The organism is Bacillus cereus group sp. RP43 (genome assembly GCF_040459645.1).
Taxonomy (GTDB): domain Bacteria; phylum Bacillota; class Bacilli; order Bacillales; family Bacillaceae_G; genus Bacillus_A; species Bacillus_A mycoides_C.
This window is the reverse complement of record NZ_JARVHQ010000001.1, coordinates 391,184-417,383: the sequence shown is the minus strand read 5'-3', so window position 1 is coordinate 417,383 and position 26,200 is coordinate 391,184. Positions and strand designations below refer to the sequence as shown.

Genomic DNA, 26,200 nt, shown 5'->3' with positions numbered 1-26,200 from the left:
TACTATTCAACTGTTATCTAAAATCAGTAAGCGTTTACATAAATTGCAATTTATAAAAGGTAGCCTCTTCTCTCCTACCATACTTGAAAGTCTGAAATTGATACCACCTACAAATCAAATTGTAAGCGTTAACTAATCGAAATGCAATATAAATTTTAAAATATTTTTATATGTTAATATATTCCTAAATAATTGGTTTTTTCATGTAAATTTACCATAAAAAAATAGCCCTAGCTATGAGCTAGGACCATCTTTTTTATAACATAACACCAACGATAATCGCCGATAAAAGACTTACTAATGTCGCACCGTATACAAGTCGTAATCCGAATGATGAAACAACGTTTGATTGGTTTTCATCGATTCCTTTCGTTGCACCTGCGATAATTCCGATAGATGAGAAGTTCGCAAATGATACAAGGAATACAGAAAGAATACCGACTGTACGAGCTGATAAATCACCAGCTACTTTTCCTAAATCAAGCATCGCAACAAATTCGTTCGATACTAATTTCGTCGCCATAATTTGTCCCGCTGTTACCATTTCTGCTTGCGAGATACCCATTACGAACGCTAATGGTGAGAAAATATATCCTAAAATAGCTTGGAAGGTAATACCGAAAACTGAATCAAACAAGCTATTGATTGCTGTAATTAATGCTACGAAACCAAGTAACATTGCTGCTACCGTAATCGCAATCGTGAAACCAAGCATAATATATTCGCTCAGCATTTCAAAGAACGATTGCTTTTTCTTATTTTCTAACTGCAATGTATCTTCTTCTTCCGTAATATCGTACGGATTAATAATATGAATAATAATGAATCCACTAAATAAATTTAATACAAGTGCTGTTACTACATATTTCGGCTCAATCATTTTCATATAAGAACCAACGATTGACATCGACACTGTCGACATGGAAGATGCACATAGTGTATATAAACGATGTTTCGGGATTTTACTTAATTGATCTTTTACTGTAATGAATACTTCTGCTTGTCCAACAATCGCAGCTGCTACTGCATTGTATGATTCTAGTTTTCCTAAACCATTTACTTTACTTAACACAGTACCAATAGCACGAATAAATATCGGTAAAATTTTAAAATGCTGCAGAATTCCGATTAATACCGCAAAGAATACGATTGGTAATAATGCCGTTAAGAAGAATGAAACTTCCCCTTTATTAACAAGGCCTCCAAATACGAAAACGATTCCAGCTTCCGCATATCCAAGAAGTGCTCCAAATCCATCAGAAATTCCTTTTACTAAAATATAACCAACTTGTGTATTTAATAAGAAATACGATAATGCTAACTGAATTACAAGCATGATTGCGATTGGTTTATACTTAATTTTCTTTCGATCCGCGCTTATAAGAAAACCGAGTACAAATACAACGAGTAATCCTACAAGAAACATAACAAACTTCATTAATAAAATCCTCCATTTAACTCTTCTTTAATGTTGAACGTCTGACCATTAGAAATGAGAAATAATCCGAACTTTCCCTTTATCACTAAAAACATGAAAATGATTATAAAAAGTCGCCTAATCTCTTATTCTAGAGCCATTAACCATTCTAACACAAATTATAACTCACATCTGCATTTTTCTTTTAAAAAATTACATTTTATTATAAAACGCTCGTTAATGTTCGTCTTTTGCCCTTCACACCATTTATTACAATAAAAAAACGAGCATCGACTTTCTCTCGATGCTCGTTTTTTCTTATACAGCTTTTTCTTTATCTGTTACCGCTGGCTTATCCCAACACTCTGTGTTCGTTAAACCAGGGATAGAATCTGCACTGAAGACTGGATCTTTTCCTTGTTTCTTTTGTTTCACATAATCCGCCAACGCAGCATACGCAAATCGGCCAAGGAGTGTAATCGCAATTAAGTTTGTGATCACCATTAGACCCATAAATAAGTCTGCCATATTCCATACAACTTGAAGCGTCGCAACTGAACCGAATAGAACCATTCCAACTACCGCAATACGATAGATCGTTAACCAAATTTTACTTTGTTTAATGAATTCAATATTCGTTTCACCATAATAATAGTTTCCTAGAAGTGAACTGAAAGCAAATAAGAAAATGATGATCGCTAAGAAGCTACTTGCCCACGAACCGATTTGTGAACTTAACGCCACTTGCGTTAATTCAATACCTTCTAAATTTGTTGCCTTATATGCACCAGAACATAGTACGATAAACGCTGTTGATGTACATACTAAGAATGTATCTACTAAAACTCCAATTGTTTGAATAAAACCTTGTTTAGCTGGATGCGTTACATCCGCTGTTGCCGCCGCATTCGGCGCACTACCCATACCTGCTTCATTCGCAAATAATCCGCGCTGAATACCAAACTTCATTGCAGCACCAATACCGCCACCTACAGCTGAATCTAAACCGAATGCACCTTTAAAGATTTCTGTAAACATATCCGGTATTAAATAATAATTTTTAATAACAACGAAAACAGCTACTGCAATATAAATAAGTGCCATTGGCGGAACGATCATTTCTGACATACGCGCAATACTTTTTACACCACCAAAAATAATAACCGCAACCAGTGCAGCTAACACAATCCCTACAATATAACGCTCAATGCCAAAAGCATTTTCAAACGCTAATGTAACTGTATTTGCTTGTACCGAGTTGAAAATTAAACCGTAACTAATTGTAATCAGAATAGAGAACCAGATCCCCATCCAACGTTTATTTAAACCTTTTTCCATATAATAAGCAGGACCACCACGGAAGCCACTGCCATCTTTTATTTTATAAATTTGCGCAAGCGTACTTTCTACGAAACTTGAAGACGCCCCGATAATTGCAATAACCCACATCCAAAATACAGCTCCAGGTCCTCCCATAGAAATAGCTAGTGCTACACCAGCTAAGTTCCCGATACCAATACGAGCTGCTGAACTCATACAGAAAGCTTGGAAAGAAGATACACTTCCCTTTTTACGTGTCTTTCCAGTCAATCCATCACCCATTAATCGAACCATTTCCCCTAAATGAGTAATTTGTACGAATTTCAATTTAATAGAAAAATAAAGCCCTAAACCAATTAACATTGCGATAAGAATATATGACCAAAGAATCGTATTCGTTGATGAAACGAATTGTTCTAAAATATTCATACTGTTAGTCCCCTCCCTTTTTTCTTCATAAATTGAATTATATTTAAAAAATATTCAAAAATCAACATTTTTCGACAGGATATTGCTTCCATATGTTAGGTTTTTTAACATGGCAGTGTTATTTGTTATGTTTAATGACGTTATATTTATAAAAAATGTGCATACTAAAACAAGAATTTAAAACTTTCATGAGAAATTTATCTCCCATCTAGCTTCTTTGCTTCATCCAAAATTTAAAAAGAAAGTCTTACTACCTACAAATAGCGTGTTAAATAATTTCATAAACAACACCATTGACAAAAATACAAAACTGTAACTATAATGGTTACATCAGGTTGTAACAAACCTAATTACAATACATTCATTCATTTTAAAATATACAATTTAACAAAACACTTTGGAGGGATTCATTATGAAAGTCGGAATTATCGGAGCAAGTGGCAAAGCAGGAAGTCGTATTTTAAAAGAAGCATTAGATCGCGGACATGAAGTAACTGCAATCGTAAGAGACGCTGCAAAAATTACAGAAGAAAATGTAAAAGTTTTAGAAAAAGATGTATTCTCTCTTACATCTAACGACATACAAGCATTTGATGTAGTTGTAAATGCATTCGGTGCTCCAGCAGGACAAGAACATCTTCATGTAGATGCAGGAAATGTACTTATTGAAGCTGTGAAAGGTGCACCAAATACAAAATTACTTGTAGTTGGCGGCGCTGGAAGCTTATTTGTAGACGAGGAAAAAACAACACGTGTATTTGATACACCAGGATTCCCAAATGAATACCTTGCAACTGCTCAAAACCAAGGTAAAAACTTAGAAATCTTGCAACAAACAAATGACATCACTTGGACATTCATCAGCCCTTCTGCACTATTCGCATTAGGAAAACGCACTGGCTCTTATACAGCTGGTAAAGATAATCTTCTTGTTAACTCAAAAGGCGATAGCTACGTAAGTTACGAAGATTTTGCAGTAGCAGCACTTGATGAAATCGAAAATCCAAAACATGTAAACGAACGCTTCACAGTGGTTTCTGAAGCTGAATAATAAAAAAGCTCGTAAACATAGTGTTTACGAGCTTTTTTCATCATCTGTTATATTGATTCGGTTTATGTGGTTCATTTGGTGTATAGGGTTTATTTGGCTTATTATCATGACCATTTGCTTTTTTCCAACTTACCGCTAACTCTGGACTTGTTTTTTCTTCACTTCGCTCAAGTAATACAACCGCATTTTGAATCGTTGGCGTTCCTTTATGTGCAATACCTTGTAATTTCGTTAAATTCCCTGATACTTTAAAGCTAAATCCACCAGCTGGTGTTTGTTTCGGAATTAAAATGCGGAACTTTTCCCCTACATTAAATTCAGTTTTTGCTTCGCCTTTTTCATTTACAAACTTCGCGCCTTGTGGTGCACCTGTTGCTTGCACTTTATACGTTCCGCTTTTTGCATTTGTTTCTACTGTATATAAACCAGTTTCAAAAAACTCATCTTTTAATACTGCTTCTTGTTCTTCTGTAGGAGTTACACTCATCGTAATTTCTTGCAACTCTTCACTAGCATTTGCTTTTGCAACTATATCTTTCGTTACTTTTTCTACATTTTTATTACGGAAATCTAAATCATTAATATCAATTTGTTTTAACGCATTCCACACCGCAAGCTGCGTTGCGTAATGTGCATCTCTCCAATCAGAAACACCTAATTCTTGCGGACTCTTTTGTGGGTATCCGTTTAATAGTACGCGGTACACGTTAATATCCACTTTACCCATTTCAGGTAAATCTTGACCACTTGGCGATTTTAAATCTACATTTAAGCAAAAAGCAATTTTTCCATCTGCTGTTTTAATAAGCTCTGTTCGAATTGGTTTCTTCTTTGACCTACTGTAACTCCAATCCATTTGATACTTCGTATGGTCCATAACTTCTGCGAATGCTTTTTGAAGTGGGAATAATAAGTTCGCAAATACAAATAAAACACTCAAAAAAGTGGCCATTACCTTGAACGATCGTTTTATATTCATGTCTACAACCCCTTATAAAATAACAAATTTACTACTGTTTATTATTTAGTTAGAACATTTTTTTATGCATAGACAAAATAAAAAAGAGCGCAAACTTTTTGCACTCTTTGAACTTACCTCTATTAGAAATCAAAGTTATCCGGATCTGGACCGACGCGGTGGTTTTCATTTAAAGCATCAATCTTTTCCATATCTTCTTTTGTTAGCTCAAAATTGAAAATATCTGCGTTTGCAATAATGCGGTGTTCTTTCGTTGATTTCGGAATCGTTACAACTTCATTTTGAAGATCCCAACGTAAAATAACTTGAGCTGTTGTCTTACCGTATTTATTAGCAATTTCTTGTAATGTTTCGTTATCTAATAGTTGCCCCTGCATAAGTGGTGACCATGCTTCCATTTGAATACCTTGCTCTTTACAGAAAGCTTGTAGTTCCTTTTGTGTCAACCGCGGATGATACTCAACTTGATTAATCATCGGTTTAATTTCCGCACCTTCCATTACATCCTTCAGATGATGGATTTGGAAGTTACTTACACCAATTGCACGCGCGCGCCCTTCTTTATAAAGTGTTTCTAACGCTCTCCACGAATCTTTATATTTCCCTTCAACAGGCCAATGAACAAGATATAAATCTAAATAATCTAGTTCTAATTTTTTTAAGCTCTCTTCATATGCAGCAAGTGTCGTTTCATATCCTTGATCTGCGTTCCACACTTTTGAAGTAATGAATAAATCTTCTCGAGAAATTCCTGCTTCTTTTATACCAGCGCGAATACCTTCTCCAACTGCCTTTTCATTTCCATAAATCGCAGCTGTATCAATACTGCGATATCCTGCTTTAATCGCCGATTTTACAGCCTCTATAAGTTCCGGTCCATCTTCTACTTTAAATACACCTAAACCGAACCAAGGCATTTCTACACCGTTATGCAATACTGTTTTACTTTGTAAATTTTTCATTTTATTTTCTCTCCTTTATTTTGCTTGATCTCTTTTTTCTAATGCCATACTCCACGCTGTTAAAATAACAGCGCCTACTACCATAATGCCGCCTACCCAGGCTGTATGAATTAACCCTAACGAGTTCGTTACAATACCACCTAAATAAGCCCCAAGAGCAATTCCTGCGTTAAACGCTGCAATATTAATTGCCGATGCAATATCAACTGCACTCGGAACAAAGCGCTCAGCCAATATAACTACATATACTTGTAACCCTGGGACATTCATAAATGCAAATAGTCCCATAAAAATAATCGTAATGAGCCCCGCTACTTGAAACGGCGCTGTAAATGTTAGTACGAATAATACAATTGCTTGAATAAAGAACATATAAAATAGTGCTCGAATTGGATTATGATTTGATAGCTTCCCGCCAACCATATTACCAATCGCAATCGCAACCCCGTACACTAATAAAATGATTGTAACGGTACTCGATTTAAATCCGGTTACTTCTTGTAATAGCGGAGATAAATACGTAAATGTTACAAATGTTCCCCCGTATCCTAATGCAGTAATGATGAAAACAAGTAATAGTCTTCCGTTCGTGATAAGTTTGAATTGATCACGAAATGATACTCGCGTCCCCTTTTTTAAATTAGACGGAATTAGCATACTATTTGAGATTAAGGCAACGATTCCAATTACTACAATTACCATAAAAGATGCTCTCCAGCCAAACTGTTGCCCAATAAATGTTCCAATTGGTACACCTGTAATGGTCGCAACGGTTAAACCAGTAAACATAAAAGCAATCGCGCTAGCACGTTTATTCTCTGGTACGAGTGCAGCTGCAATTGTTGAACCAATTGACATAAAAACACCATGTGCAAATGCAGAGACAACCCTCGCGATAAGTAACACAGTAAAACTCGTTGCTACCGCCGCAATGCCATTACCGATAATAAAGACAATCATAATCCACATTAATAACGTTTTCCGCGACATACTAGCTGTTAACGACGTTAATACCGGAGCGCCAAATGCTACCCCTAACGCATATAAGGAAACAGTTAAACCAGCTGTTGTAACGGAAACATGTAAATCCTCCGAAATAGATGGTAATAAACCGACGCTAATAAACTCGGTTGTACCAATTCCAAACGCACTAATTGCTAGCGCTAATAAAGCAAACATACTTCTTCGATTCGTCTGAACAGCCGAAGATGATACTGTATATGAATTCAATTGAACTCCTCCTTAATACGAGAAATCCAATCATAATAGTGTGATAAAAAGGCCTTTTTATCTTCTACAAAAATAACTTTACTGCTGTTAAATGCTATTATGAATGGCTTCACTCTTTTTTTGAAGAACGCACTTTAAAGTACGATAGATACTAAAAAGTAACATAGGCACTTTTTAGTACCGTACTACTCATTTCCCTCTTACGTATGCTATTATGGAACATATTCAACACGATAAAAAGTACGTACTTTAAAGTGCTATAGGCACTAAAAAGTAACATTTAACTTATTTAGCTTCTTTTGTTGAAGAACTGAAATTTACATTCATCCAAGGAGATTTTTTATATGAAGAAATATAATATTCCTGTCGAGGCGACCTTAGAGGTTATCGGTGGCAAATGGAAAGTCGTTATTCTTTGCCACTTAACGAAAGGTACAAAGAGAACGAGTGAACTAAAACGTTTAATGCCTGGTATTACACAAAAGATGTTAACACAGCAATTACGCGAGTTAGAAGAGGATGGGGTTATTCAAAGAAAGGTATACAATCAAGTACCACCAAAAGTAGAATATTCTCTTACTGACTACGGATGGTCTTTAGAATCAATTCTCGATTCTCTTTGTACTTGGGGCGAATGCCACCTTGAAAAAAGCGGTAACACATCGATGCTAATTACAGAGGATGAACAATAAAAAAAGGAAAAAATGAACATAAATCTGTCCATTTTCCCCTTTTTTTCTTTATATATATGTACATTTTTAAGATAGATAAAATATTTTATGCGCTTTCATTCCTTGTCAATACTAGGTTACAGCATCAATATCAAATAATTAGGAATCATTTTTATGTTAACATACGTGTATATAGTATATAATATAGGATATATATTATATACACTTTCCGATAAGGGAACTTTCCATTATGCGGACAAGCCATGTATCGGACAGTTCATAAATAATAGGTAGGACATTATGGTTTTGGATTTATGATTTCAGCTTACTTGCTATCATAAATTTAAAGGCATTTTATTGTGCTTTGTGAAACTTTGTATAAAGTTTCGCAAACGTTTACTATCTTACCTATCAAAAATAAGAGTATTGCTATCGTAAAGGAGAATTGGAGATGCCAGAAACTATGACTCAAACAAAGCCAGAACAAGAAACTGTACAAATTTCTGCTAGCCAAGGACAACTTGATGTACTTGATCAGTTGTTAAAACCTGAGGTACAAGAATCATTAACAACACTAGTGGAACAGCTTCCAAAATTAACTGAGCTTGTTAATATTTTAACTAAGTCTTATGACTTCGCTCAAACTGTTGCTACTGATGAAGTATTAAAAAGCGACACTGTTAGTGCAATCACAGAGCTTGTAGAACCTGTAAAAGATACAGTGAAAGGCATGGCTGCAACTGCTATCGAAGCGAAAGATCGTGCTGACGAAAGCAACGAAGTTATCGGCCTGTTCGGTCTATTAAAATTACTAAAAGACCCACAAGCACAAAAAATGTTCCGCTTTGTGAACGCATACCTTCAAATTAGTGCAGAACGTAACAATAAATAATTTAACTTATAACAACAATTAGTAAAGACGGGGGATATCATACTATGTCAAAACAAATTGTCATCTTAGGCGCTGGTTATGGCGGTCTTCTTGCCGCTCTAAACGTACGTAAATATTACAGCAAATCAGAAGCACAAGTTACAGTGATTAACCAATACCCAACGCACCAAATCATCACTGAACTACACCGCCTTGCAGCTGGTAACGTTGCTGAGCAAGCAGTTGCAATGCCACTTACAAAGCTTTTCAAAGGCAAAGACATCGATCTTAAAATTGCAACAGTTGAGTCATTCTCAGTTGATAGCAAAGAAATCAAACTAGCTGGTGGCACTACACTATCTTACGATGCACTTGTAGTTGCTTTAGGAAGTAAAACTGCTTACTTCGGTATTCCAGGACTAGAAGAAAACAGCATGGTATTAAAATCTGCTGCTGATGCAAACAAAATCTACAAACACGTTGAAGACCGTATTCGTGAATACGCTAAAACGAAAAACGAAGCTGATGCTACAATCGTAATCGGTGGTGGCGGATTAACTGGCGTTGAGCTAGTTGGTGAGCTTGCTGACATTATGCCTAAACTTGCAAAAAGCCACGGCGTAAATCCAAAAGAAGTTAAACTTCTTCTTGTTGAAGCAGGTCCAAAAATCCTTCCAGTATTACCAGATCACTTAATCGAACGTGCAACTACTAGCTTAGAAGCACGCGGTGTTACATTCTTAACAGGTCTTCCTGTAACAAACGTTGCCGGCAATGAAATCGACTTAAAAGACGGTCAAAAAATCGTTGCTAACACATTCGTTTGGACAGGCGGCGTACAAGGTAACCCATTAATTGGTGAATCAGGTCTTGAAGTAAACCGTGGACGTGCAACTGTTGATGCACACCTGCAATCTACTTCTCACAAAGACGTATTCGTTGCTGGAGACAGCGCTGTTGTCTTCTCTCCAGACGGTCGTCCATACCCACCAACTGCACAAATCGCTTGGCAAATGGGTGAATTAATTGGATACAACTTATACGCAGCACTAGAAGGCAAAGCATTCGAAGAGTTCGCACCTATCAACTCTGGAACACTTGCTAGTCTAGGACGTAAAGATGCTGTTGCTACAATCGGAGCAAGCAATACTCCGCTTAAAGGCTTACCGGCATCATTAATGAAAGAAGCAAGTAACGTTCGTTACTTATCACACATTAAAGGTCTATTCAGCTTAGCTTACTAATCTGAATATAAGCCCGAATCATGCCCGGCATGGTTCGGGCTATTTTTATCCGTAATATTCTCTACTTATTTATATTCGGCAGAGGAATACTATAACCCTCTTCAATTATCTAAATATACTGACTTTTTTGTGTCGAAATTGTGTATACGAAAAGAGTGAAAGTATCTTTCTTACTTCCACTCTTCCACAAAAACTATTATCCCAATTTCACTAAGCTATAGTTCTTCTTCCCTTTACGAATAATAATAAATCTTCCATCAAACGAATTTTCTACAGTAACATCCGTACCTACATCCGTTACTTTCTCACCATTCATAGAAATCGCACCGTTATTAATGTCTTCACGCGCTTGACGTCTAGAAGGTTCAATTCCTAAATCAACTAACCACTCTACAATGTTTTTCGTCTCTTTTGAAGACTCGAATGTCGGCATCTCTTTAAATCCTTGTTCAATTTCATCCGCTGTTAACGATTTAATATCTCCGCTAAATAACGCCGCTGTAATTTTCACAGCCTGCAAAAGTGCTTCTTCTCCATGAACGAATTTCGTCATTTCTTCTGCTAATACTTTTTGCGCTTCGCGTTTATGAGGCTCTGTTTCTACCTTCGCTGCTAATTCATCAATTCTCTCTTTCGTTAAGAACGTAAAGTATTTCAAGTATTTAATTACATCACGGTCATCTGTATTCACCCAGAACTGGTAAAATTCAAACGGTGTTGTTTTTTCCGGATCAAGCCAAATAGCACCACCTGCTGATTTACCAAATTTCGTACCATCCGATTTTAATAATAACGGAATTGTTAGCCCGAATACTTTCGCCTCGTGGCCTTCTAATTTACGAATTAAGTCTAAACCACTCGTAATATTTCCCCATTGATCACTACCACCGATTTGCAATTGAACATCTTCTTCTTTGTATAAATGATGGAAGTCCATTGCTTGCAAGATTTGGTACGTGAACTCTGTAAATGAAATTCCTGTATCTAAACGACTTGCGACAATATCTTTTGCTAACATGCTATTTATGCTAAAGTTTTTTCCGTAATCACGTAAAAACTCGATAATATTTATTTTATGTGTCCAGTCATAATTATTTACCATCTTCACTTCGCTATTCCCGCCGAAGTCAAATAGCTTTTTCATTTGTGCTGTTAACGCATCTACATTATGCTGCACTACTTCTAACGTTTGCAGTTGACGCTCTGATTGACGTCCACTTGGATCACCAATTGTTCCTGTTGCCCCACCAATTAAAATAACAGGATGATGACCAGCTAATTGGAATCTCTTCATCATCATAAAAGGAATCAAATGTCCGATATGCATACTATCACCAGTCGGATCAACTCCGCAGTATAGCGAAATCTTTTTCTCTTCTACTAACTTACGTAAACCTTCTTCATCTGTCTGCTGATTCACAGCACCGCGCCATTCTAATTCTTCAATAATATTCATCTTTTGTCATCCCCTTTATTTTTTAAAAACAAAAAAGCCCCTATGTCTATGACATAGGGACGATTATTCACCGTGTTACCACCCAGTTTGCATAAATAGCATAGCTACTCATACCACTCTTAGCAATAATATCGATTGCTACTCCGCTTAGCGTTACCTAAGATACTCCAGAGTGTAATTCACAAGTTTGTTTGTGCTAGGTTCCAGCAACCCCTAGCTCTCTTTGATAACAGTGACAAACTGCTACTGGGCTCTTTCAACGTATGTTATTTGTTAAATTATTAGCCATTATATTGAATTGAAAACAAATTGTCAACAATACCCAAATGTTATTTTAAAATAATTCATACTTTTATACGTTTTTAATTCAAAGATTATTATAGATTTTCTCCAATAATCCTTACTTCTCTCTCTAACTTCACACCGAATTTCTCTTCAACTGTCTTTTGTACGAAGTGAATTAAATCGATGTAATCTTGTGCTGTTCCGTTATCAACATTCACCATAAATCCAGCGTGTTTTAAAGAAACTTCCACTCCGCCAATTCGCTTACCTTGCAATCCTGATTCTTGAATAAGCTTACCCGCAAAATTATTTGGTGGACGCTTAAATACACTACCGCATGAAGGATACTCTAAAGGTTGTTTTGATTCACGCTTATACGTTAAATCATCCATCTTTTCCTTAATCTCTTCACGTACACCTTCTTCAAGTTCAAACCTCGCTTCAAGAATAATGTAATGATTGTTCGCAAATACACTCTTACGATATCCAAATTCAAATGCTTCTTTCGTTAAAGTACGTAGCTCTCCATCACCCGTCATTACAACAGCTTCTGTTAATACAAACGATACTTCCCCACCGTACGCACCAGCATTCATATATAATGCTCCGCCAACTGAACCTGGAATACCACAAGCAAACTCAAGACCTGTTAAATTGTGGTCTAACGCAATACGTGATACATCAATAATTGCTGCACCGCACTGTGCCACAATCGTCGTTCCTGTTACAGTAACATCTGTAATATGAATTAAACTTACTGTAATCCCGCGAAGACCACCGTCTTTAATAATGACATTCGATCCATTTCCTAAAAACGTAACTGGAATATTGTATTGATTCGCATACTTTATAACTTCTTGAATTTCATCATAATTCGTAGGAGCAACGAATACATCCGCTTTCCCGCCAACTTTAATATGCGTATGATTCTTTAGCATTTCATCTTGCTTCACATGACCTTCAGGCAATACTGTACTTAAATATTTATAAACCTCATGCATATTCATTTTACGATTCCTCTATTTCTATAATCTTTTTATCCCGCTATCCACGGGCCCATAATATCCCCACATAACAATGCGCTACAAATAAAAAGCCCAAGTGGTGGATAAAGTGTACATAAAGCACACCTATAAACCTCTTAAATTATAAGAGGTTCCACTCATATTAAAATATATATCGCATAATAAAGCAACCCAAATGGGCTACTAAACTTGACATGTAACCATATAGACAACAATTTGTAAAATATATAGGTTTTTCAAAGCAATACCCTTCAATATCTTACTATACCATACGAAAGAAAAGTGGTATTTTTTTGTAATCTTTACTTTATTTTCATCAATAAAAAAAGGGCACATCCCACAGAATGTGCCCTTTTTATACTCTTTAAATTATTTTTCGTTCTCTTCTTTTTCCTTATCAAACCATAATAGCTCATCGTCATCAACTTCACCATTATAATTGATTAAAATCTCTTCTCCCGCTTTTATATCTTTGTAAGCAAAGAAGTTAAACATATGATTCTCAAAGACAATATCATACGTTGCATTCGGCTTATATGAATGATTAAATAACATGCCGTATCCTAAAAGGAATGCCGTATGATTTACCCCATACTCAAATGCGTAGTCAGCAAGTAACGTTTTCTCAATGTGTTCATGCTGTTCATTCGGATAAGAGATAACTGGTGCTGAGTGTATCAACTCACCCTTTTTAATATCACGAGTTGCAAATACACCTCTATTAAATTCTCCATCACTAAGTTCAGAAGTCTTAACTTCAATCATATGCGTCACCTATATATTTCTTTCTTCGAAGTATTTTTCTCCTTAAGCTTGGCAGAAAACGCGGAGAAAAGCAATTAAATTCCTATCAAGTGCTCTTTTTCATCGATATTATTTTTCTAGAATATCTTCTAGCAATTTCACTTGCTCGCTAACAGTATGTAACGTCTTCACCGATATATCATTTCGATGCTTTTCTTCTTCAACACTCGCTAACACTTCTTCCGTAGCTGCAGAAGTTTGTTGAATTACGTTAGAAGCATGTGTAACGTCCTTTACGATATTCGTCGTTTTAGCTTGGAAACTTTCTTGATGACCAACAATCTCCCTCATTACATCATTAATCGCATCAATAAACTTCCCTAAATCCGTTACATTCGTTAAAACACTTGCTAACATTTCGTTACATTCTTCTTGTACTCTTTGTGACTTCTCTACCTGCACTTCTACTTTACTTGCTTGATTACTAAACTCCTTCAAAATCCCTTGAATTCTCCCCGCAGAACGATTCGATTCTTCAGCAAGCTTTAATACTTCATTCGCTACAATCGCAAAACCTTTTCCATGCTCGCCTGCCCTTGCTGCCTCAATATTTGCATTTAAAGCTAACAAACTCGTCTGACTTGAAATATTCGTTATTACATCTACAATTTCATTAATTTGTTTCGATTGCATCATTAATTCTCTAAATATAGTTCCTGATTGTGAAACAACATCATTTAAACTTCTCATATTAGCTTCAAAACTTCTTAAAGTATTTACACTACCCTTCGAAATCTCCAAACTTTTATCAACACGAATCGATGCATTTCTTACTTGAGAGATAATTTGTTCAATATTTCCCTCCATATCATTCAATACTTCTACTGAACGAGACATCATCTCTGATTGCGATTGCGTGCCAACTGCCACCTCTTCAAAAGCAAAATTAATTTCACTCATCGACTCCATCGATGTATTCATATTTTGTCTTAAATAATTGAAATTACTATCTAGTTTCACAACTGTTTCCTCAATAAGCCTTTGTGTCTCTTCTAGCTCTTGAGCCTTTCTCATTACTTCTTGCTTCTCATCACTTAAACGAGCCAACAGATTAGAGCCAATCTTCGTTACACCCCACATTGCGATCGTTACAATCGCTAACAAACTTGCGAAATTCGCAGCTTCGGATGAGGCTGTATACGCAAAGAATTGATTTGGCCAATAACTACAAAGTATAAATGTAATAACGACAGCTATCCCGCCAAGAGTTAAAATGAGACGTTCACTTAAATAAATAAGTGAAACTGCTAGTGTAAAATAGACCATTTGAAATACAGCCGGGCTTTCATTAAATGCTTGTACCATAATGAAAGACATAATAAGCAGCATAAATGTCATGATGTATTTATACATTGCTTCCATACTTTCTATAAATGTAAGAAGCGTTCCAAATACAACGACAGAAATACCACAAATCCAAAACGCTATTGCTCTCTCTGTAAAAATATATCCGTAATACCCAATCGCGATTATACCAAGGAAGAAACTACAAATTGTGATAAACAGTAATAAATGATTTTTCTGTGATTCTTTCTCAAGGTTAGAAAAACAACTTCTCTTTAACCACTCCATATATGAAGCCCCACCTTCTACTCATACGTATCAATTACTTCAGCTTAAATACCGCACTCACTGGGTTATGATCACTATTTTCAAACTTTAAATCTTTCCCTTGTACATTTACAATCTCAACATTCGGTGAAACGATAAAGCCATCAATAATCGTGACGAAATTTTCACCTTCCACATATTTCTTCACATCATCTCTCACAGTCATAACAGATGGATCTACAGCCCACTGAAAGCCACCGTCAGTAAAGTCCTTCGGTAACTCTACTAACCACTCAGGACGCTCTTTCACAAATTTCGGATCACTTAACTGAGCGTTAGAAATTAATTGATTCCAGTCTCCGCCCATTATTACATAATCACCATTTTTATAATGCTTGTTCATATATTCTTTTAAATACTCCACTTGCTGCTTTCTAATTTTTCCGCCTTCATCATAAGCAGACAAATGTAAATTTACGAGTCTAACATGCTTTCCATTATTAACAGGAATTTTATATTCAACAATCGCTCTGTCTAAATCAAATAAACGCTTCGGCCAAGGCTCCATTCCAGGAAGCTGAAATCTTTTCGCTGCTTGAACTGTATATTTAGAAAATGTACTTAGTCCAGCTTCAGCATATCCCATTGGACTTGTTATCGGTACAGGGACCCATTTTGTATCGTAATTTTTTCCGAATGACGAAGCATAATCAGGTAATCCTTTTTGCAAAAATTCATGTCCATTTACATCAAATGATCGAAGTGATTTTATATCCACTTCTTGTAATAGCGCAAAATCACTATTCTCATTTTGTAAAAACGAAAGCATATTCTTTAAGTTAGTTTCCGTTTGCTCTTTACTACTTGAACCAGATCCTTTCCCTCCATCCATAAAGAAATCTTGTTCCTTATCTAATCCAGCATATCCAATATTAAATGTTGTAACTTTAAATTCATTTCCAGGCGCTATTACGCGCTCCTTATTGTTTTCCACCTTCAAGCTTATAATGTCCGCTGGTTGTTCTTTTGTAAGTGTCATATACCCTAAAAATCCACCTAAAGCGCCCGCTCCTACTAAAATACATATAAGTACTATTTTTAATAATTTCTTCAAATAAATGACTCCTTTTCTAAAATGCAAAATTTTACTTTTCTTTATTTTCAGTTAACTAAAATCAAATGACAGACATAAGAAACATTTTATCACACTCAAAACATTATATCATTATATTTAATTTATAAGTTAACCCTCCCTATCTTAAACCACTATAGAAATACAGAATGCATCAACTTCTCCACTGGAAATTAAACACAATGTTTAGTACACTATATGTAATAATCATAGGCGATGGAGTTCGCCTTAACCGCTGCTTAGCTAATGACTCCTATCAGTATATCTACTGGTAGGAGTCTATTTTTTTGAGCAAGCTATTTAAAGAGGTGAGGAATTTGATTTATATTATCGTCGGTATAGCCGGTATATTAGGAGCCCTTTCTCGTTATTATTTAGGTCTTACTATTCATGAATTTTGGCATCATTCATTTCCATTAGCTACATTACTCATCAACTTAATCGGCTGCTTCTTATTAGCATGGCTGACTACATATGTTGCACAACTAAACATCTTACCTTCGGAGGTTATCACAGGCATCGGAACTGGATTCATAGGTTCTTTTACGACGTTTTCAACATTTAGTGTAGAAACCATGCAATTAATCAATCATTCTGAATGGAGCATGGCCTTCTTATATGTATCATGTAGCATACTTGGCGGTCTCATTATGTCTGGACTTGGCTATACACTAGGTGATTTCTTAATTAAGAAATCACTCACGGAAGGTGATCACTTATGATGGAAGCTTTATTAGTGGCAACTGGAGGGTTTTTCGGTGCGATTACACGATTTGCAATTAGCAATTGGTTTAAAAAAAGAAATAAAACACCCTTTCCAATTGCTACATTCCTTATTAATATAACAGGAGCATTTTTACTCGGGTATATAATTGGCAACGGAGTCTCTACAGGATGGCAATTATTATTAGGAACTGGATTTATGGGCGCATTCACCACATTTTCGACACTTAAATTAGAGTCCATTCAGCTTCTCAATCGCAAAAAAATTTACACATTCCTTTTATATTTAAGTACTACTTACATAATTGGTATCCTATTCGCATTCCTTGGAATGAAGCTCGGTGGAATATAAGAAGTATGTCCCGCCATATGGAATGGAAAATAAAGTGAAACTTTAATCAGTGGGGATTTTGTTCTTACCCACTGATTATTAGCCTTCACCAATCGGGCGTTTACGGGCAGTTGATCTCCCACCTAACTTCTTTGCTCCTGCCAAATTTTGAGGTGGGAGTTTTACTGCCCGGCAAATAGCGGGATAAATCAGCTGGATGCACATCGTAATGTACAATTTGCATCGGAAGCTGTGAATACGGCATATACTGACTTTGCATCATTTGTGCAAATTGTGCCTGTTGCTGCATTTGAATAACTTGATTCACAGCATGAATTGTCCCCTGTGCTCCGGCTAGCGTTATAGCTGCCCCTACTTGTCTACCATTATAAAAAATAATGATTCATCATTATTCAGCTCACTTATTATTTTTCTTCCATATGGTATGTTTCTATTTCATAGTGAGTATTTTGTCCCGATTGATGAATCCCTCACTAATTAAACTTCACTTTATCTATTACTTTTTCTCAGCTTTGAAGTAATAAATCCAAATAGTAATACACCAATACCACTAAAGAAGAATACATAACTTATCGGTACTAGGAAAAAGAAAGGTTCTTCAAGAAATCCATCCGCTCCTACTTTACTGTTTGAAGCATATATAGTTAAAGAAATAATCGCTAAGATCATGAAAGAAATAGCTACTACGTATTTATTTTTCATTTTACATTCTCCTTTATTCATATAATTCTTCTTAATTAACATCATATTACCCAAAACAAAATCATTAGTCAATAATAATTTATCGTTTTGCAATAAATTATTATTGTTTAGAATAAAAACAAAAGGTTTATGAAGCATCTTAAATTGCCTCACAAACCTTTTATAGACAATAAATATTCACACTTCAAACTTCCTGCTTAATACAACATACATTGCACATAATAGTACGAATATCCCAGCATAAATTAACAAAATCTCTACACTAAACGCATCAGCCAAAAGACCAAATATTATCATTCCTAAAGGAAGCGCGCATGAGTTAGCAATTTGCACAAGGCTAAATATCCGCCCGTGCATAGAAGGTTCTACTTTCTCCTGCAATAACACAGTAACTGGCGTATTAAAACAGGGCATTGTTATACCAATTAAAAAATTAAATGTTAAATACATAATAAATATCGGTGCACTCCCGAGTCCAATCATAAGCAGTCCATATAACGCACAAGCTAGCGCTGTTGTATGCATACGATTACGGAAACCACCCCACGCTGCAATTAATACTCCACCAGCTGCTGCACCGGCACTAAAGGTCATCTCACTAGCAGTAAGTCTCCACATTTCCGCCCCGAAAGAACGAGTTACCATTAAAGGTGTTAAAAAGGCAGCTGGACTTATTAAAATCATGACAATGATTAATAAAACGAGTAGCCTTTTAATAAATACATTTTCTTTTAAATAAGCAAATCCCTCTTTTATGCCTTGTAGATTAGATTTTTGCTTACTCTCTACATTCACATGTCCTTCCACTTGAATAATAAACATCATACTAATTCCGATCATAGCCGTAATAACATCAATAAAAAATGTTGTTTCAATGCTAGCAATAGAAAGAATTGCGGCACTTGCCGCTGGTGAAAGAAACATAATTAAAGATGTAATACTGCTATTTATCCCATTTACTTTCATAAGATAATCTTTCGGAACAATTTGTGGAATTAACGCATTCACAGCTGGCGTTTGCACCCCTGTACCAGCTGAGCGAATGAGTAGTACTATAAAAAGTAACCAAATACTTTTATATCCTGTTAAAAATAAAATTGCCAAAACTAACGTAGCAATTGCTATAATCCCATCCGATAACATAATCATCTTTTTACGGTCATAACGATCAATCCACACACCAGCAAATAAAGATATCGCAATTTGTGGTAGAAAACCGCAAACAGTTGAAATGGTCAACATCACTCCTGATGATGTTGTAAGGGTGATATACCATATGATCGCGTACTGTACGAGAGATGAACCGAACAACGAAATCGTTTGAGCGGTCAAAAACATTATTATTTTCACTTTCCAATCATTATCATTTATCATCTTTTTTACTCTCCTCAATTAAACCGCTCTCTATGTTGAAAATACTATCTGCCCAATCATGATAAAAACTTGCTTCGTGAGATACGAGTATAACGCTACCCTTAAACTGAATTAATGCCTTTTGCAAAGATTCCTTCGCTTCTGCATCTAAATGATTCGTCGGCTCATCTAAGATTAAAAAATTACACGGTGATAATAATAATCCGCACAGTTTCACCTTCGATTGTTCACCACCACTTAACGTACGAATTTCTTGCGAAACATGAGTATCCTTCACACCACACACAGCTAAATGATGACGTATTTCCTTCATATTCAGTTTAGGAAACTGTTCTGAAATAATTTGAAGCGGCGTTAAAGAATCATTGCTCCAATTTAAATCTTGTTCATAATATCCAATCTTTATTTGCTCTGAGAAGTGAAATTCTCCAGAAATACTAGCAATAGTGCCAACGATTGTTTTTAATAAAGTAGATTTCCCTACTCCATTGAACCCTGTAATAACAAGTTTTTGCCCACCCATTACTGAAAAATTCAATTTTGGTAAGAGAGCAAAGTCATAACCAACTTCAAGGTTATTTACCTCAAGAACTGTTTGAACTGAAATAGGAAGTTCCCGAAAATGAATAGACGGTTTACAAGTAAAACTTGGTGGCGCAATTCTTTCCATACGTTGCAACTGCTTTCTACGCCCTTGTGCTATTTTTGAATTCACTCCAGCAATATTTCTACGAATATACTCTTCCGTTTTTTCAATTTTCTTTTGTTGTGCATGATATTGGCGAATATAATCTTTTCGCAAATGCTCCTTTTGTCTTACAAAATCTGAGTATTTTCCGTAATACTTCTTAACCGTTCCAAACTCTACATCACATATGCAAGAAGTCACTTTTTCCAGAAAATCAAAATCATGTGACACTACAATAAAAGCCCCTTCAAAATTCATTAAATAATTAGCAAGCCACTCCACATGCTCTTTATCAAGGAAGTTCGTCGGTTCATCTAGTAATAAAATAGTAGGCTCTTCTAATAAAAGCTTCGCTAAAATTACTTTTGCACGTTGTCCCCCACTTAGTTCAACGATTATACGATTCATGCCAATAGCATCAATACCTAAGCCAGCTGCAATTTTATTAATTGTGCTATCTACCGAATAAAAATCACGAGCCTCAAGCTGTTCTTGATATGCGGCCGCTTTTAACAATTTGTCAGAATCACCTGTCATAGCACTTTCTTCATACAATTTGTTCATTCTATCTTCCATTTCAAACAAATCATGAAAAGCTCTCTTTAAATATTGTGAAATGGTATAACTTCCATCAATTTCTGCATATTGATCAAGATGCCCAATTTGAATATTAGGCTGCCACTTTATGTCTCCCTTATCAGGAATTATTTCTCCAATCAATATTTTCATTAACGTACTTTTTCCTGCACCATTCTGTCCAACAATCCCCATATGTTCTCCCTTATGCAAGTCAAAAGAAGCATTTTCATATAAGACTTTATCTATAAAACTATGTGATAAACTTTCAACTTTAAGTAAACTCATTCGTATTCCTCTTTTCCTGAAATTAAAAAAAAGCAGAGAGATAGCGTCATTCGACACTAGCCCTCTGCTTCGTGGTTTTTCCTATACTACTCCAATTTTTGTAAATCTCATTGGAATAATATACACAAAGGGCCATAGACAAAGCATTGTCTATGGCCCCTTAATCTATTTTATACATCGACTTACAAACCATACCCAAATAAGCATAGATACACTATACTTTTCAGAAAAGTTATTCAGCCGATGAATATAGGGGATTTATGCCCCTTGATTAAGCTCCGTACAACGCTTCACCGTATACATTTGTGCGGAGCAAAGTTTTCTAATGAGTTTTACAAATTTTATATAAAGCATATTCTGCACCTTCCTTAATACTTAAAAGGGATTTTAGCATACGTTTTTATGAAGCGTCAACATCACTTCCAAATCATTCAACTACTTCTTTTCAAAATATTGCTTCTGAAACATACACATTCTTATCGCATTATGGTAGTTACCATCAACGAAAAATTCGTCTTGTAACTCACCTTCCACCATAAATCCAACCTTTTTATAAACATGTACAGCCTTTTCATTCTCTTTATCAACAACTAAATAGAGTTTATGCATATTTAATACAGAAAAAGCGTAATCCATCGCTAAACGCGTCGCTTCCGCTGCATAACCATGTCCTTGATAATTCGGATCAATAATAATCTGGAATTCAGTTCTTCGATGAATATAATCAATTTCCACTAACTCAACTAATCCAACCATCTCATTATCTTTCTCCAGGATAAAACGGCGTTCACTTTGATCGTGGATATGTTTATCATATAAATCCTGTAGCTCTACAAAAGCCTCATACGGCTCTTCAAACCAATAAGACATAATATGTGCGTTATTATTAAGTTCGTGCACGAACTTTAAATCTTCCCGTTCTAAAGGACGTAACTTTAATTCCTGACTCATTTCTATAACCTCCAAGTAAAATAACCTCTTCACTTAATTTCTCAATTTTTTTCGATTTCAAACGCCCTAATTACATTGTAAACCTTCAAGTAACTTGAAGGTCAAGGCACAAAAAGTAGTGCAAACTTATGTCTGCACTACTCTTTTCTCAAATCTCTCATATTCGATATGTATAAAGCAATAACTAAAACAAGAATGGATCCCGCATATAATAACGTCTCCATCGGTTCCTCATGAGATACAATAATTAATCTAATTAAAGCCGTAATTCCGATATAAATAAAATAACGTAACGGAAAATGATAATTCGATTTGAAATACTTAATAATTAATGCGATAAACTCGAAGTATAAGAAATAGACGATAATACTTTCAACTAATTTATAAGATGTATACTTCTTCGTCGAAAATATGTATTGAATAAAAGTAATCGTTTCATTAATTAAAAAGATAGATAAGACAATGGATAATATGATTAGAGCTATATTTAATATCCACTGCAAAACACTAGCAATAAAATGATCGATGTTAAATGATTTCATTTTCTCTTTAAACTCCCCTTCGTATAAGTACTTGTTCATTATAGCAAACTTACAATTATAGGAGTGTTAAATCAAATATGATCGTCCTCTTTCACTATCACCATTAGGATATCTTTGCTTAATATAGTCGCTTCCCCAATCGCAAAGTACTTTTAAAACTTCTTTTAATGATTGTCCCTGTTCCGTAAGAGAATACTCAACTTTCGGTGGCACTTGATTATATACTTTTCTAGACACAAGACCATCTTTTTCAAGCTCTTTCAATTGCTCAGTAAGCATTTTTTGTGTAATACCAGTTACCAATCGTTTTAACTCACCCGTTAATGCGGGATAAAAATCAAACGACTTTATTATCTCTATACAAATAGGGATTAGCAAATAATGTTACTATACCCTCAAAAAAAGAAATCTTATTTTAACTTTCCTATCGATAGGTTAACACGATAATTCCCATACTTTAATAGTCGCCCCAGAAAGTTATCCAATTCTTCATTAGAAGCAAAATGTGTTTTTAATAAATAACATCCCTCACCACTTATACGATGCACTTCAGAAATCCCTTCTTCTCCTTGAAAGAAATTCATAAACTCTTGATGATTAGCTGTTGTTACAAACAAAGTAACAAATGCAGTCACTATTTGTCCTAATTTGATTCGGTTTATTGCAATTGTATATTGTTCAATAATCCCTAAATCCTCTAATCTCCGAATTCGATTTCCTACAGCCTGCCCCGTCATATGTATTTTCTGACCAAGTTCTTTCCATTGTATTCTTGAGTTTTCTCCTAATAATTTCAGTATCTCAAAATCTGTTTGATCAATGATATAAACCAATCCTTTCACCGTGAAAGTAGAAAGCCCGAAAGTGTTTCGCCAACTTATTCTGCTTATCGATACAATTCACTATACTTAGTTTATCCTCTTACATCACATTATTTATCAGTTATATTCACGTATAACATAGAGGACGTAACAAAAAAATACATCTAGATTTAAAGGAGGTTACAAATATGTTATTACAAGATATTCTATCGTTCAATGAACAATTTGTAGAAAATAAGGAATACGCTCCTCTTGAAGCGACAAAAATGCCTAAAAAACGTATGGTTGTTGTTTCTTGCATGGATGCTCGCTTAATTGAGCTACTTCCAAAAGCTTTAGATATACACGATGGTGATGCAAAAGTTATCAGAAATGCAGGTGGTAAGATTGCTTCTCCTTTCGATAGTGTTATGCAAAGTGTTGTAGCATCAGTATATGATTTAAATGCAGATGAAATCTTCCTTATCGGACACCATAGATGTGGTGCAAGTCAAACTAATCCAAAAGGAACACTTCAAAAAATATTAGATCGCGGAGTAGCTTCACCAGAAATTTTATCAGCGATTGAATATGCTGGTGTTGACCTTGAAAAATGGTTATTTGGATTCGATGATGTCTGCGATTCAACTCAAGCTAATGTTGATTTAGTAAAAAATCATCCACTTATTCCAAAAGATGTTCCTGTACATGGTTTAGTTATTGATCCTCACACAGGTAAATTAGATTTAGTAGTTGATGGATATAAAGCATTAAATGGTATGAAAAATTAATTATTATTACTTAAATGGAAGGAAGTTATTAGATATGAATAGACAAGAAGCTACGCAAAAAATTATGGAAGCAAAAATCACAAAAGGTTTAACATGGGAAGAAATTTCAAAAGTAAGTGAAAACTCTGAGACTTGGGTTGTAACAGCATTATTAGGCCAAGCTACAATGACACGTCCAGAAGCAGAAAAAATCGGTAAACTATTAGAATTAGATGAAGAAGTAGTTCAGGCATTAACAGTAGTTCCACTTAGAGGTCAAGTAATGCAAATGCCTCCTACTGATCCAATCTTATATCGACTATATGAAATGATGTTACAATACGCACCAACTCTTAGAGAATTAATCTTAGAAAAAGCTGGCGAAGGTGTAATGAGTGCAATTAACTTCAATCTAGGTGTGGATACACAAGAAGATCCAAAAGGCGGCGATCCTCGTATCGTTATTACACTTAACGGGAAATTCTTACCATTCCGCACATGGTAATTAATTGTAAATCTATATATATAATTAAAATAATTTTATAAATTTACAAAATCCATCCTTTTTAATCTAACTGTATAGAAAGGATGGATTTTTACTATGAGATTCTTTTTCGGCAAAGGAGAATAATATGAATAAAAAATACTTTAATACGAGCTTTAGTATTCTACAGTGGTTTGTGTTTCTATTAGCAAATGCAATTGCATTGCCTATTATTATTGGTGGCATATTCCATTTATCAATAGAAGATATCTCAACATTAATGCAGCGAACTTTTTTAGTCGTGGGAGTAAGTTCATTTATACAAGCATGGTTTGGGCATCGCTATCCCATAGCGGATGGTCCAGCCGGTTCATGGGTAAGTATATTTGTCATACTGGGACAAGTAGCTATGCATCAGGGACAAGGTGCAAAAGACGTGTTGCAACTTTTAGAAGGCGGGTTAATTATTGCAGGTATATTACTCTTCGTACTTGGTATAACAGGGCTTGTGCATAGAATTTCACGTTTATTTACCCCTTTAGTTACAGGGACTTTTCTTTTAATCTTAGCACTTCAGCTTAGTGGTGTGTTACTAAAAGGAATGATGGGGTTACAAGGATCTGTAACTCATCCTGATTATACAACAGCTACTATTGCGCTCTTTGTTTTTGTCCTTATTACTTTCTTATCAATTAAAGGGAAAGGATGGATGAAAAATTACGCTGTTTTACTTGGAATTTCATGTGGTTGGCTTTTGTATGCTGTATTAGGAAAATCATCTCATATGCCTTCACACACACCGTTAGTTAAATTACCACAGATATTTGCTTGGGGCACACCTAGATTCGATATTGGAATGACTCTAACTGCAACTTTATTTACACTTCTTTTAGTTGCAAATACGATTGCTGCTATTTCGGCTGTAAAACAAGTGGCTCCGTTATCTAAAGAAAATGAAAAGCAAACACTGAACCGCGGCGTGTGGGCTGGAGGTATATCACATATTATCTCGTCGTTGTTCTCGACAATTGGAATTGTACCATTACCTGCATCAGCAGGATTTATTCAACTAACAGGACAAAGAAAAGTGAAGTCGTTCCTTATAGCAAGTCTTATATTAGCAGGAATTTCTTTTATTCCTTCAATTGTAAACTTTATATCCTTGCTACCAGGTCCTATTGCTAATGCCGCACTTTTAGCAACATTTGTCCAAGTAATAGGCATTTCATTTCAATCCATTTTACGTGAAGAATTAAATCAACGCCGATTAACTATATTAGGAATTTCATTATTAATCAGTTTGGGAATAATGTTTCTTCCAGAAAGTGCATTTAGCGGAATTCCTTCTTCCTTACAATATGTTTTAAGTAATGGATTACTCGTAGGTACTATAATCGTTATTCTGCTAGAACAGTTTTGGAAAGAGTAAAGTATTTATATACTTAATTATAAAAAGAAGAATTAGATGGATTTAATAGTGAATTAAAAAGATAATATTCATATTTCTCTTTTTGATTATTGTT

General features: G+C 35.3%; 26 protein-coding genes, 1 pseudogene, 1 riboswitch and 1 other annotated feature. Of the genes and pseudogenes, 9 read left to right on the top strand and 18 right to left on the bottom strand.

The annotated features are described in order from the left end of the window. Window positions 1–256 precede the first annotated feature (256 nt). Both QCI75_RS02040 and QCI75_RS02035 read right to left on the bottom strand, forming a co-directional pair. The gene (locus tag QCI75_RS02040; RefSeq protein WP_353759914.1) at window positions 257–1,438 is read right to left on the bottom strand and encodes a NupC/NupG family nucleoside CNT transporter; all 1,182 of its coding nucleotides are present in this window, start codon (window positions 1,436–1,438) and stop codon (window positions 257–259) included. 297 nt (window positions 1,439–1,735) lie between these two features. After that, complete coding sequence (locus QCI75_RS02035) at window positions 1,736–3,166, bottom strand: alanine/glycine:cation symporter family protein (protein ID WP_353759913.1); 1,431 nt, start codon at window positions 3,164–3,166, stop codon at window positions 1,736–1,738. A 412-nt stretch (window positions 3,167–3,578) separates the two neighbouring features. Between QCI75_RS02035 and QCI75_RS02030 the strand changes: the two genes are divergently transcribed. Continuing rightward, on the top strand, window positions 3,579–4,217 hold the full coding sequence (locus QCI75_RS02030) for an NAD(P)-dependent oxidoreductase (protein WP_144508122.1): 639 nt from the start codon (window positions 3,579–3,581) through the stop codon (window positions 4,215–4,217). A gap of 40 nt (window positions 4,218–4,257) precedes the next feature. Here the strand turns inward: QCI75_RS02030 and QCI75_RS02025 are convergent, their stop codons facing one another. The 3 genes from QCI75_RS02025 to QCI75_RS02015 form a co-directional block, all read right to left on the bottom strand. Next, on the bottom strand, window positions 4,258–5,196 hold the full coding sequence (locus QCI75_RS02025) for a thioester domain-containing protein (protein ID WP_353759912.1): 939 nt from the start codon (window positions 5,194–5,196) through the stop codon (window positions 4,258–4,260). A 122-nt stretch (window positions 5,197–5,318) separates the two neighbouring features. Next, on the bottom strand, window positions 5,319–6,158 hold the full coding sequence (locus tag QCI75_RS02020) for an aldo/keto reductase (protein WP_353759911.1): 840 nt from the start codon (window positions 6,156–6,158) through the stop codon (window positions 5,319–5,321). A gap of 15 nt (window positions 6,159–6,173) precedes the next feature. After that, window positions 6,174–7,337: an MFS transporter gene (locus QCI75_RS02015; RefSeq protein ID WP_353761480.1), complete on the bottom strand. Its 1,164-nt coding sequence runs from the start codon at window positions 7,335–7,337 to the stop codon at window positions 6,174–6,176. 395 nt (window positions 7,338–7,732) lie between these two features. On the opposite strand from QCI75_RS02015, the gene QCI75_RS02010 reads away from it, so the two are divergent. From QCI75_RS02010 to QCI75_RS02000, 3 genes are all read left to right on the top strand, one after another. Further along, a complete protein-coding gene (locus QCI75_RS02010; protein ID WP_061679266.1) occupies window positions 7,733–8,080 on the top strand; it encodes a winged helix-turn-helix transcriptional regulator in 348 nt (115 codons plus the stop codon). A 430-nt stretch (window positions 8,081–8,510) separates the two neighbouring features. Next, complete coding sequence (locus QCI75_RS02005) at window positions 8,511–8,951, top strand: DUF1641 domain-containing protein (protein ID WP_001115312.1); 441 nt, start codon at window positions 8,511–8,513, stop codon at window positions 8,949–8,951. 44 nt (window positions 8,952–8,995) lie between these two features. Continuing rightward, on the top strand, window positions 8,996–10,174 hold the full coding sequence (locus QCI75_RS02000) for an NAD(P)/FAD-dependent oxidoreductase (protein ID WP_144507281.1): 1,179 nt from the start codon (window positions 8,996–8,998) through the stop codon (window positions 10,172–10,174). Between the two features lie 196 nt (window positions 10,175–10,370). Here QCI75_RS02000 and tyrS read toward each other — a convergent pair whose 3' ends face one another. The 5 genes from tyrS to QCI75_RS01975 all read right to left on the bottom strand — a co-directional run bounded on the left by tyrS (window position 10,371) and on the right by QCI75_RS01975 (window position 16,409). Then, complete coding sequence (tyrS, locus tag QCI75_RS01995; RefSeq protein ID WP_144507282.1) at window positions 10,371–11,630, bottom strand: tyrosine--tRNA ligase; 1,260 nt, start codon at window positions 11,628–11,630, stop codon at window positions 10,371–10,373. A gap of 52 nt (window positions 11,631–11,682) precedes the next feature. Beyond that, window positions 11,683–11,899 (bottom strand) — a binding site (T-box leader). 108 nt (window positions 11,900–12,007) lie between these two features. Beyond that, the gene (gene murB, locus QCI75_RS01990; protein WP_144507283.1) at window positions 12,008–12,922 is read right to left on the bottom strand and encodes a UDP-N-acetylmuramate dehydrogenase; all 915 of its coding nucleotides are present in this window, start codon (window positions 12,920–12,922) and stop codon (window positions 12,008–12,010) included. Window positions 12,923–13,309: 387 nt separating this feature from the next. Beyond that, entirely contained in the window at window positions 13,310–13,705 is a 396-nt protein-coding gene (locus QCI75_RS01985) for an SET domain-containing protein (protein WP_000573655.1), read from the bottom strand. A gap of 108 nt (window positions 13,706–13,813) precedes the next feature. Further along, window positions 13,814–15,316 (bottom strand): DUF4077 domain-containing protein, encoded by a 1,503-nt coding sequence (locus QCI75_RS01980; RefSeq protein WP_353759910.1) that lies wholly within the window; start codon window positions 15,314–15,316, stop codon window positions 13,814–13,816. A 34-nt stretch (window positions 15,317–15,350) separates the two neighbouring features. Continuing rightward, entirely contained in the window at window positions 15,351–16,409 is a 1,059-nt protein-coding gene (locus tag QCI75_RS01975) for an endonuclease/exonuclease/phosphatase family protein (protein WP_353759909.1), read from the bottom strand. Between the two features lie 221 nt (window positions 16,410–16,630). Next, window positions 16,631–16,690, top strand: a riboswitch (Fluoride riboswitch). Between the two features lie 54 nt (window positions 16,691–16,744). Between QCI75_RS01975 and crcB (QCI75_RS01970) the strand changes: the two genes are divergently transcribed. Then, the gene (gene crcB / locus QCI75_RS01970) at window positions 16,745–17,149 is read left to right on the top strand and encodes a fluoride efflux transporter CrcB (protein WP_353761479.1); all 405 of its coding nucleotides are present in this window, start codon (window positions 16,745–16,747) and stop codon (window positions 17,147–17,149) included. Continuing rightward, complete coding sequence (gene crcB, locus QCI75_RS01965) at window positions 17,146–17,502, top strand: fluoride efflux transporter CrcB (protein WP_002167412.1); 357 nt, start codon at window positions 17,146–17,148, stop codon at window positions 17,500–17,502. The genes crcB (QCI75_RS01970) and crcB (QCI75_RS01965) overlap by 4 nt, the downstream gene beginning before the upstream one ends. Before the next feature lie 100 nt (window positions 17,503–17,602). Here crcB (QCI75_RS01965) and QCI75_RS01960 read toward each other — a convergent pair. From QCI75_RS01960 to QCI75_RS01925, 8 genes and pseudogenes are all read right to left on the bottom strand, one after another. Continuing rightward, a pseudogene (locus tag QCI75_RS01960) lies at window positions 17,603–17,891 on the bottom strand (DUF3947 family protein). 100 nt (window positions 17,892–17,991) lie between these two features. After that, entirely contained in the window at window positions 17,992–18,225 is a 234-nt protein-coding gene (locus QCI75_RS01955; RefSeq protein ID WP_353759908.1) for a DUF3955 domain-containing protein, read from the bottom strand. A gap of 156 nt (window positions 18,226–18,381) precedes the next feature. Next, complete coding sequence (locus tag QCI75_RS01950) at window positions 18,382–19,575, bottom strand: MFS transporter (RefSeq protein WP_353761477.1); 1,194 nt, start codon at window positions 19,573–19,575, stop codon at window positions 18,382–18,384. Next, entirely contained in the window at window positions 19,568–21,130 is a 1,563-nt protein-coding gene (locus QCI75_RS01945; RefSeq protein WP_353759907.1) for an ABC-F family ATP-binding cassette domain-containing protein, read from the bottom strand. The genes QCI75_RS01950 and QCI75_RS01945 overlap by 8 nt, the downstream gene beginning before the upstream one ends. 435 nt (window positions 21,131–21,565) lie before the next feature. Next, a complete protein-coding gene (gene speG, locus QCI75_RS01940) occupies window positions 21,566–22,081 on the bottom strand; it encodes a spermidine N1-acetyltransferase (RefSeq protein WP_002139192.1) in 516 nt (171 codons plus the stop codon). A gap of 137 nt (window positions 22,082–22,218) precedes the next feature. Further along, a complete protein-coding gene (gene psiE, locus QCI75_RS01935) occupies window positions 22,219–22,623 on the bottom strand; it encodes a phosphate-starvation-inducible protein PsiE (RefSeq protein WP_002089513.1) in 405 nt (134 codons plus the stop codon). Window positions 22,624–22,689: 66 nt separating this feature from the next. Further along, on the bottom strand, window positions 22,690–23,001 hold the full coding sequence (locus QCI75_RS01930; RefSeq protein WP_235676383.1) for a winged helix-turn-helix transcriptional regulator: 312 nt from the start codon (window positions 22,999–23,001) through the stop codon (window positions 22,690–22,692). 32 nt (window positions 23,002–23,033) lie between these two features. Beyond that, window positions 23,034–23,465: an Lrp/AsnC family transcriptional regulator gene (locus QCI75_RS01925; protein WP_002068214.1), complete on the bottom strand. Its 432-nt coding sequence runs from the start codon at window positions 23,463–23,465 to the stop codon at window positions 23,034–23,036. A gap of 167 nt (window positions 23,466–23,632) precedes the next feature. Here QCI75_RS01925 and QCI75_RS01920 point away from each other — a divergent pair, with 167 nt between their 5' ends. The 3 genes from QCI75_RS01920 to QCI75_RS01910 all read left to right on the top strand — a co-directional run bounded on the left by QCI75_RS01920 (window position 23,633) and on the right by QCI75_RS01910 (window position 26,106). Continuing rightward, window positions 23,633–24,214, top strand: coding sequence for a beta-class carbonic anhydrase (locus tag QCI75_RS01920; RefSeq protein ID WP_199674640.1), 582 nt, complete (start codon window positions 23,633–23,635; stop codon window positions 24,212–24,214). Window positions 24,215–24,248: 34 nt separating this feature from the next. Continuing rightward, window positions 24,249–24,698 (top strand): cyanase, encoded by a 450-nt coding sequence (gene cynS, locus QCI75_RS01915; RefSeq protein WP_071748062.1) that lies wholly within the window; start codon window positions 24,249–24,251, stop codon window positions 24,696–24,698. 127 nt (window positions 24,699–24,825) lie between these two features. After that, complete coding sequence (locus QCI75_RS01910) at window positions 24,826–26,106, top strand: purine/pyrimidine permease (RefSeq protein WP_353759906.1); 1,281 nt, start codon at window positions 24,826–24,828, stop codon at window positions 26,104–26,106. Window positions 26,107–26,200: the final 94 nt, after the last annotated feature.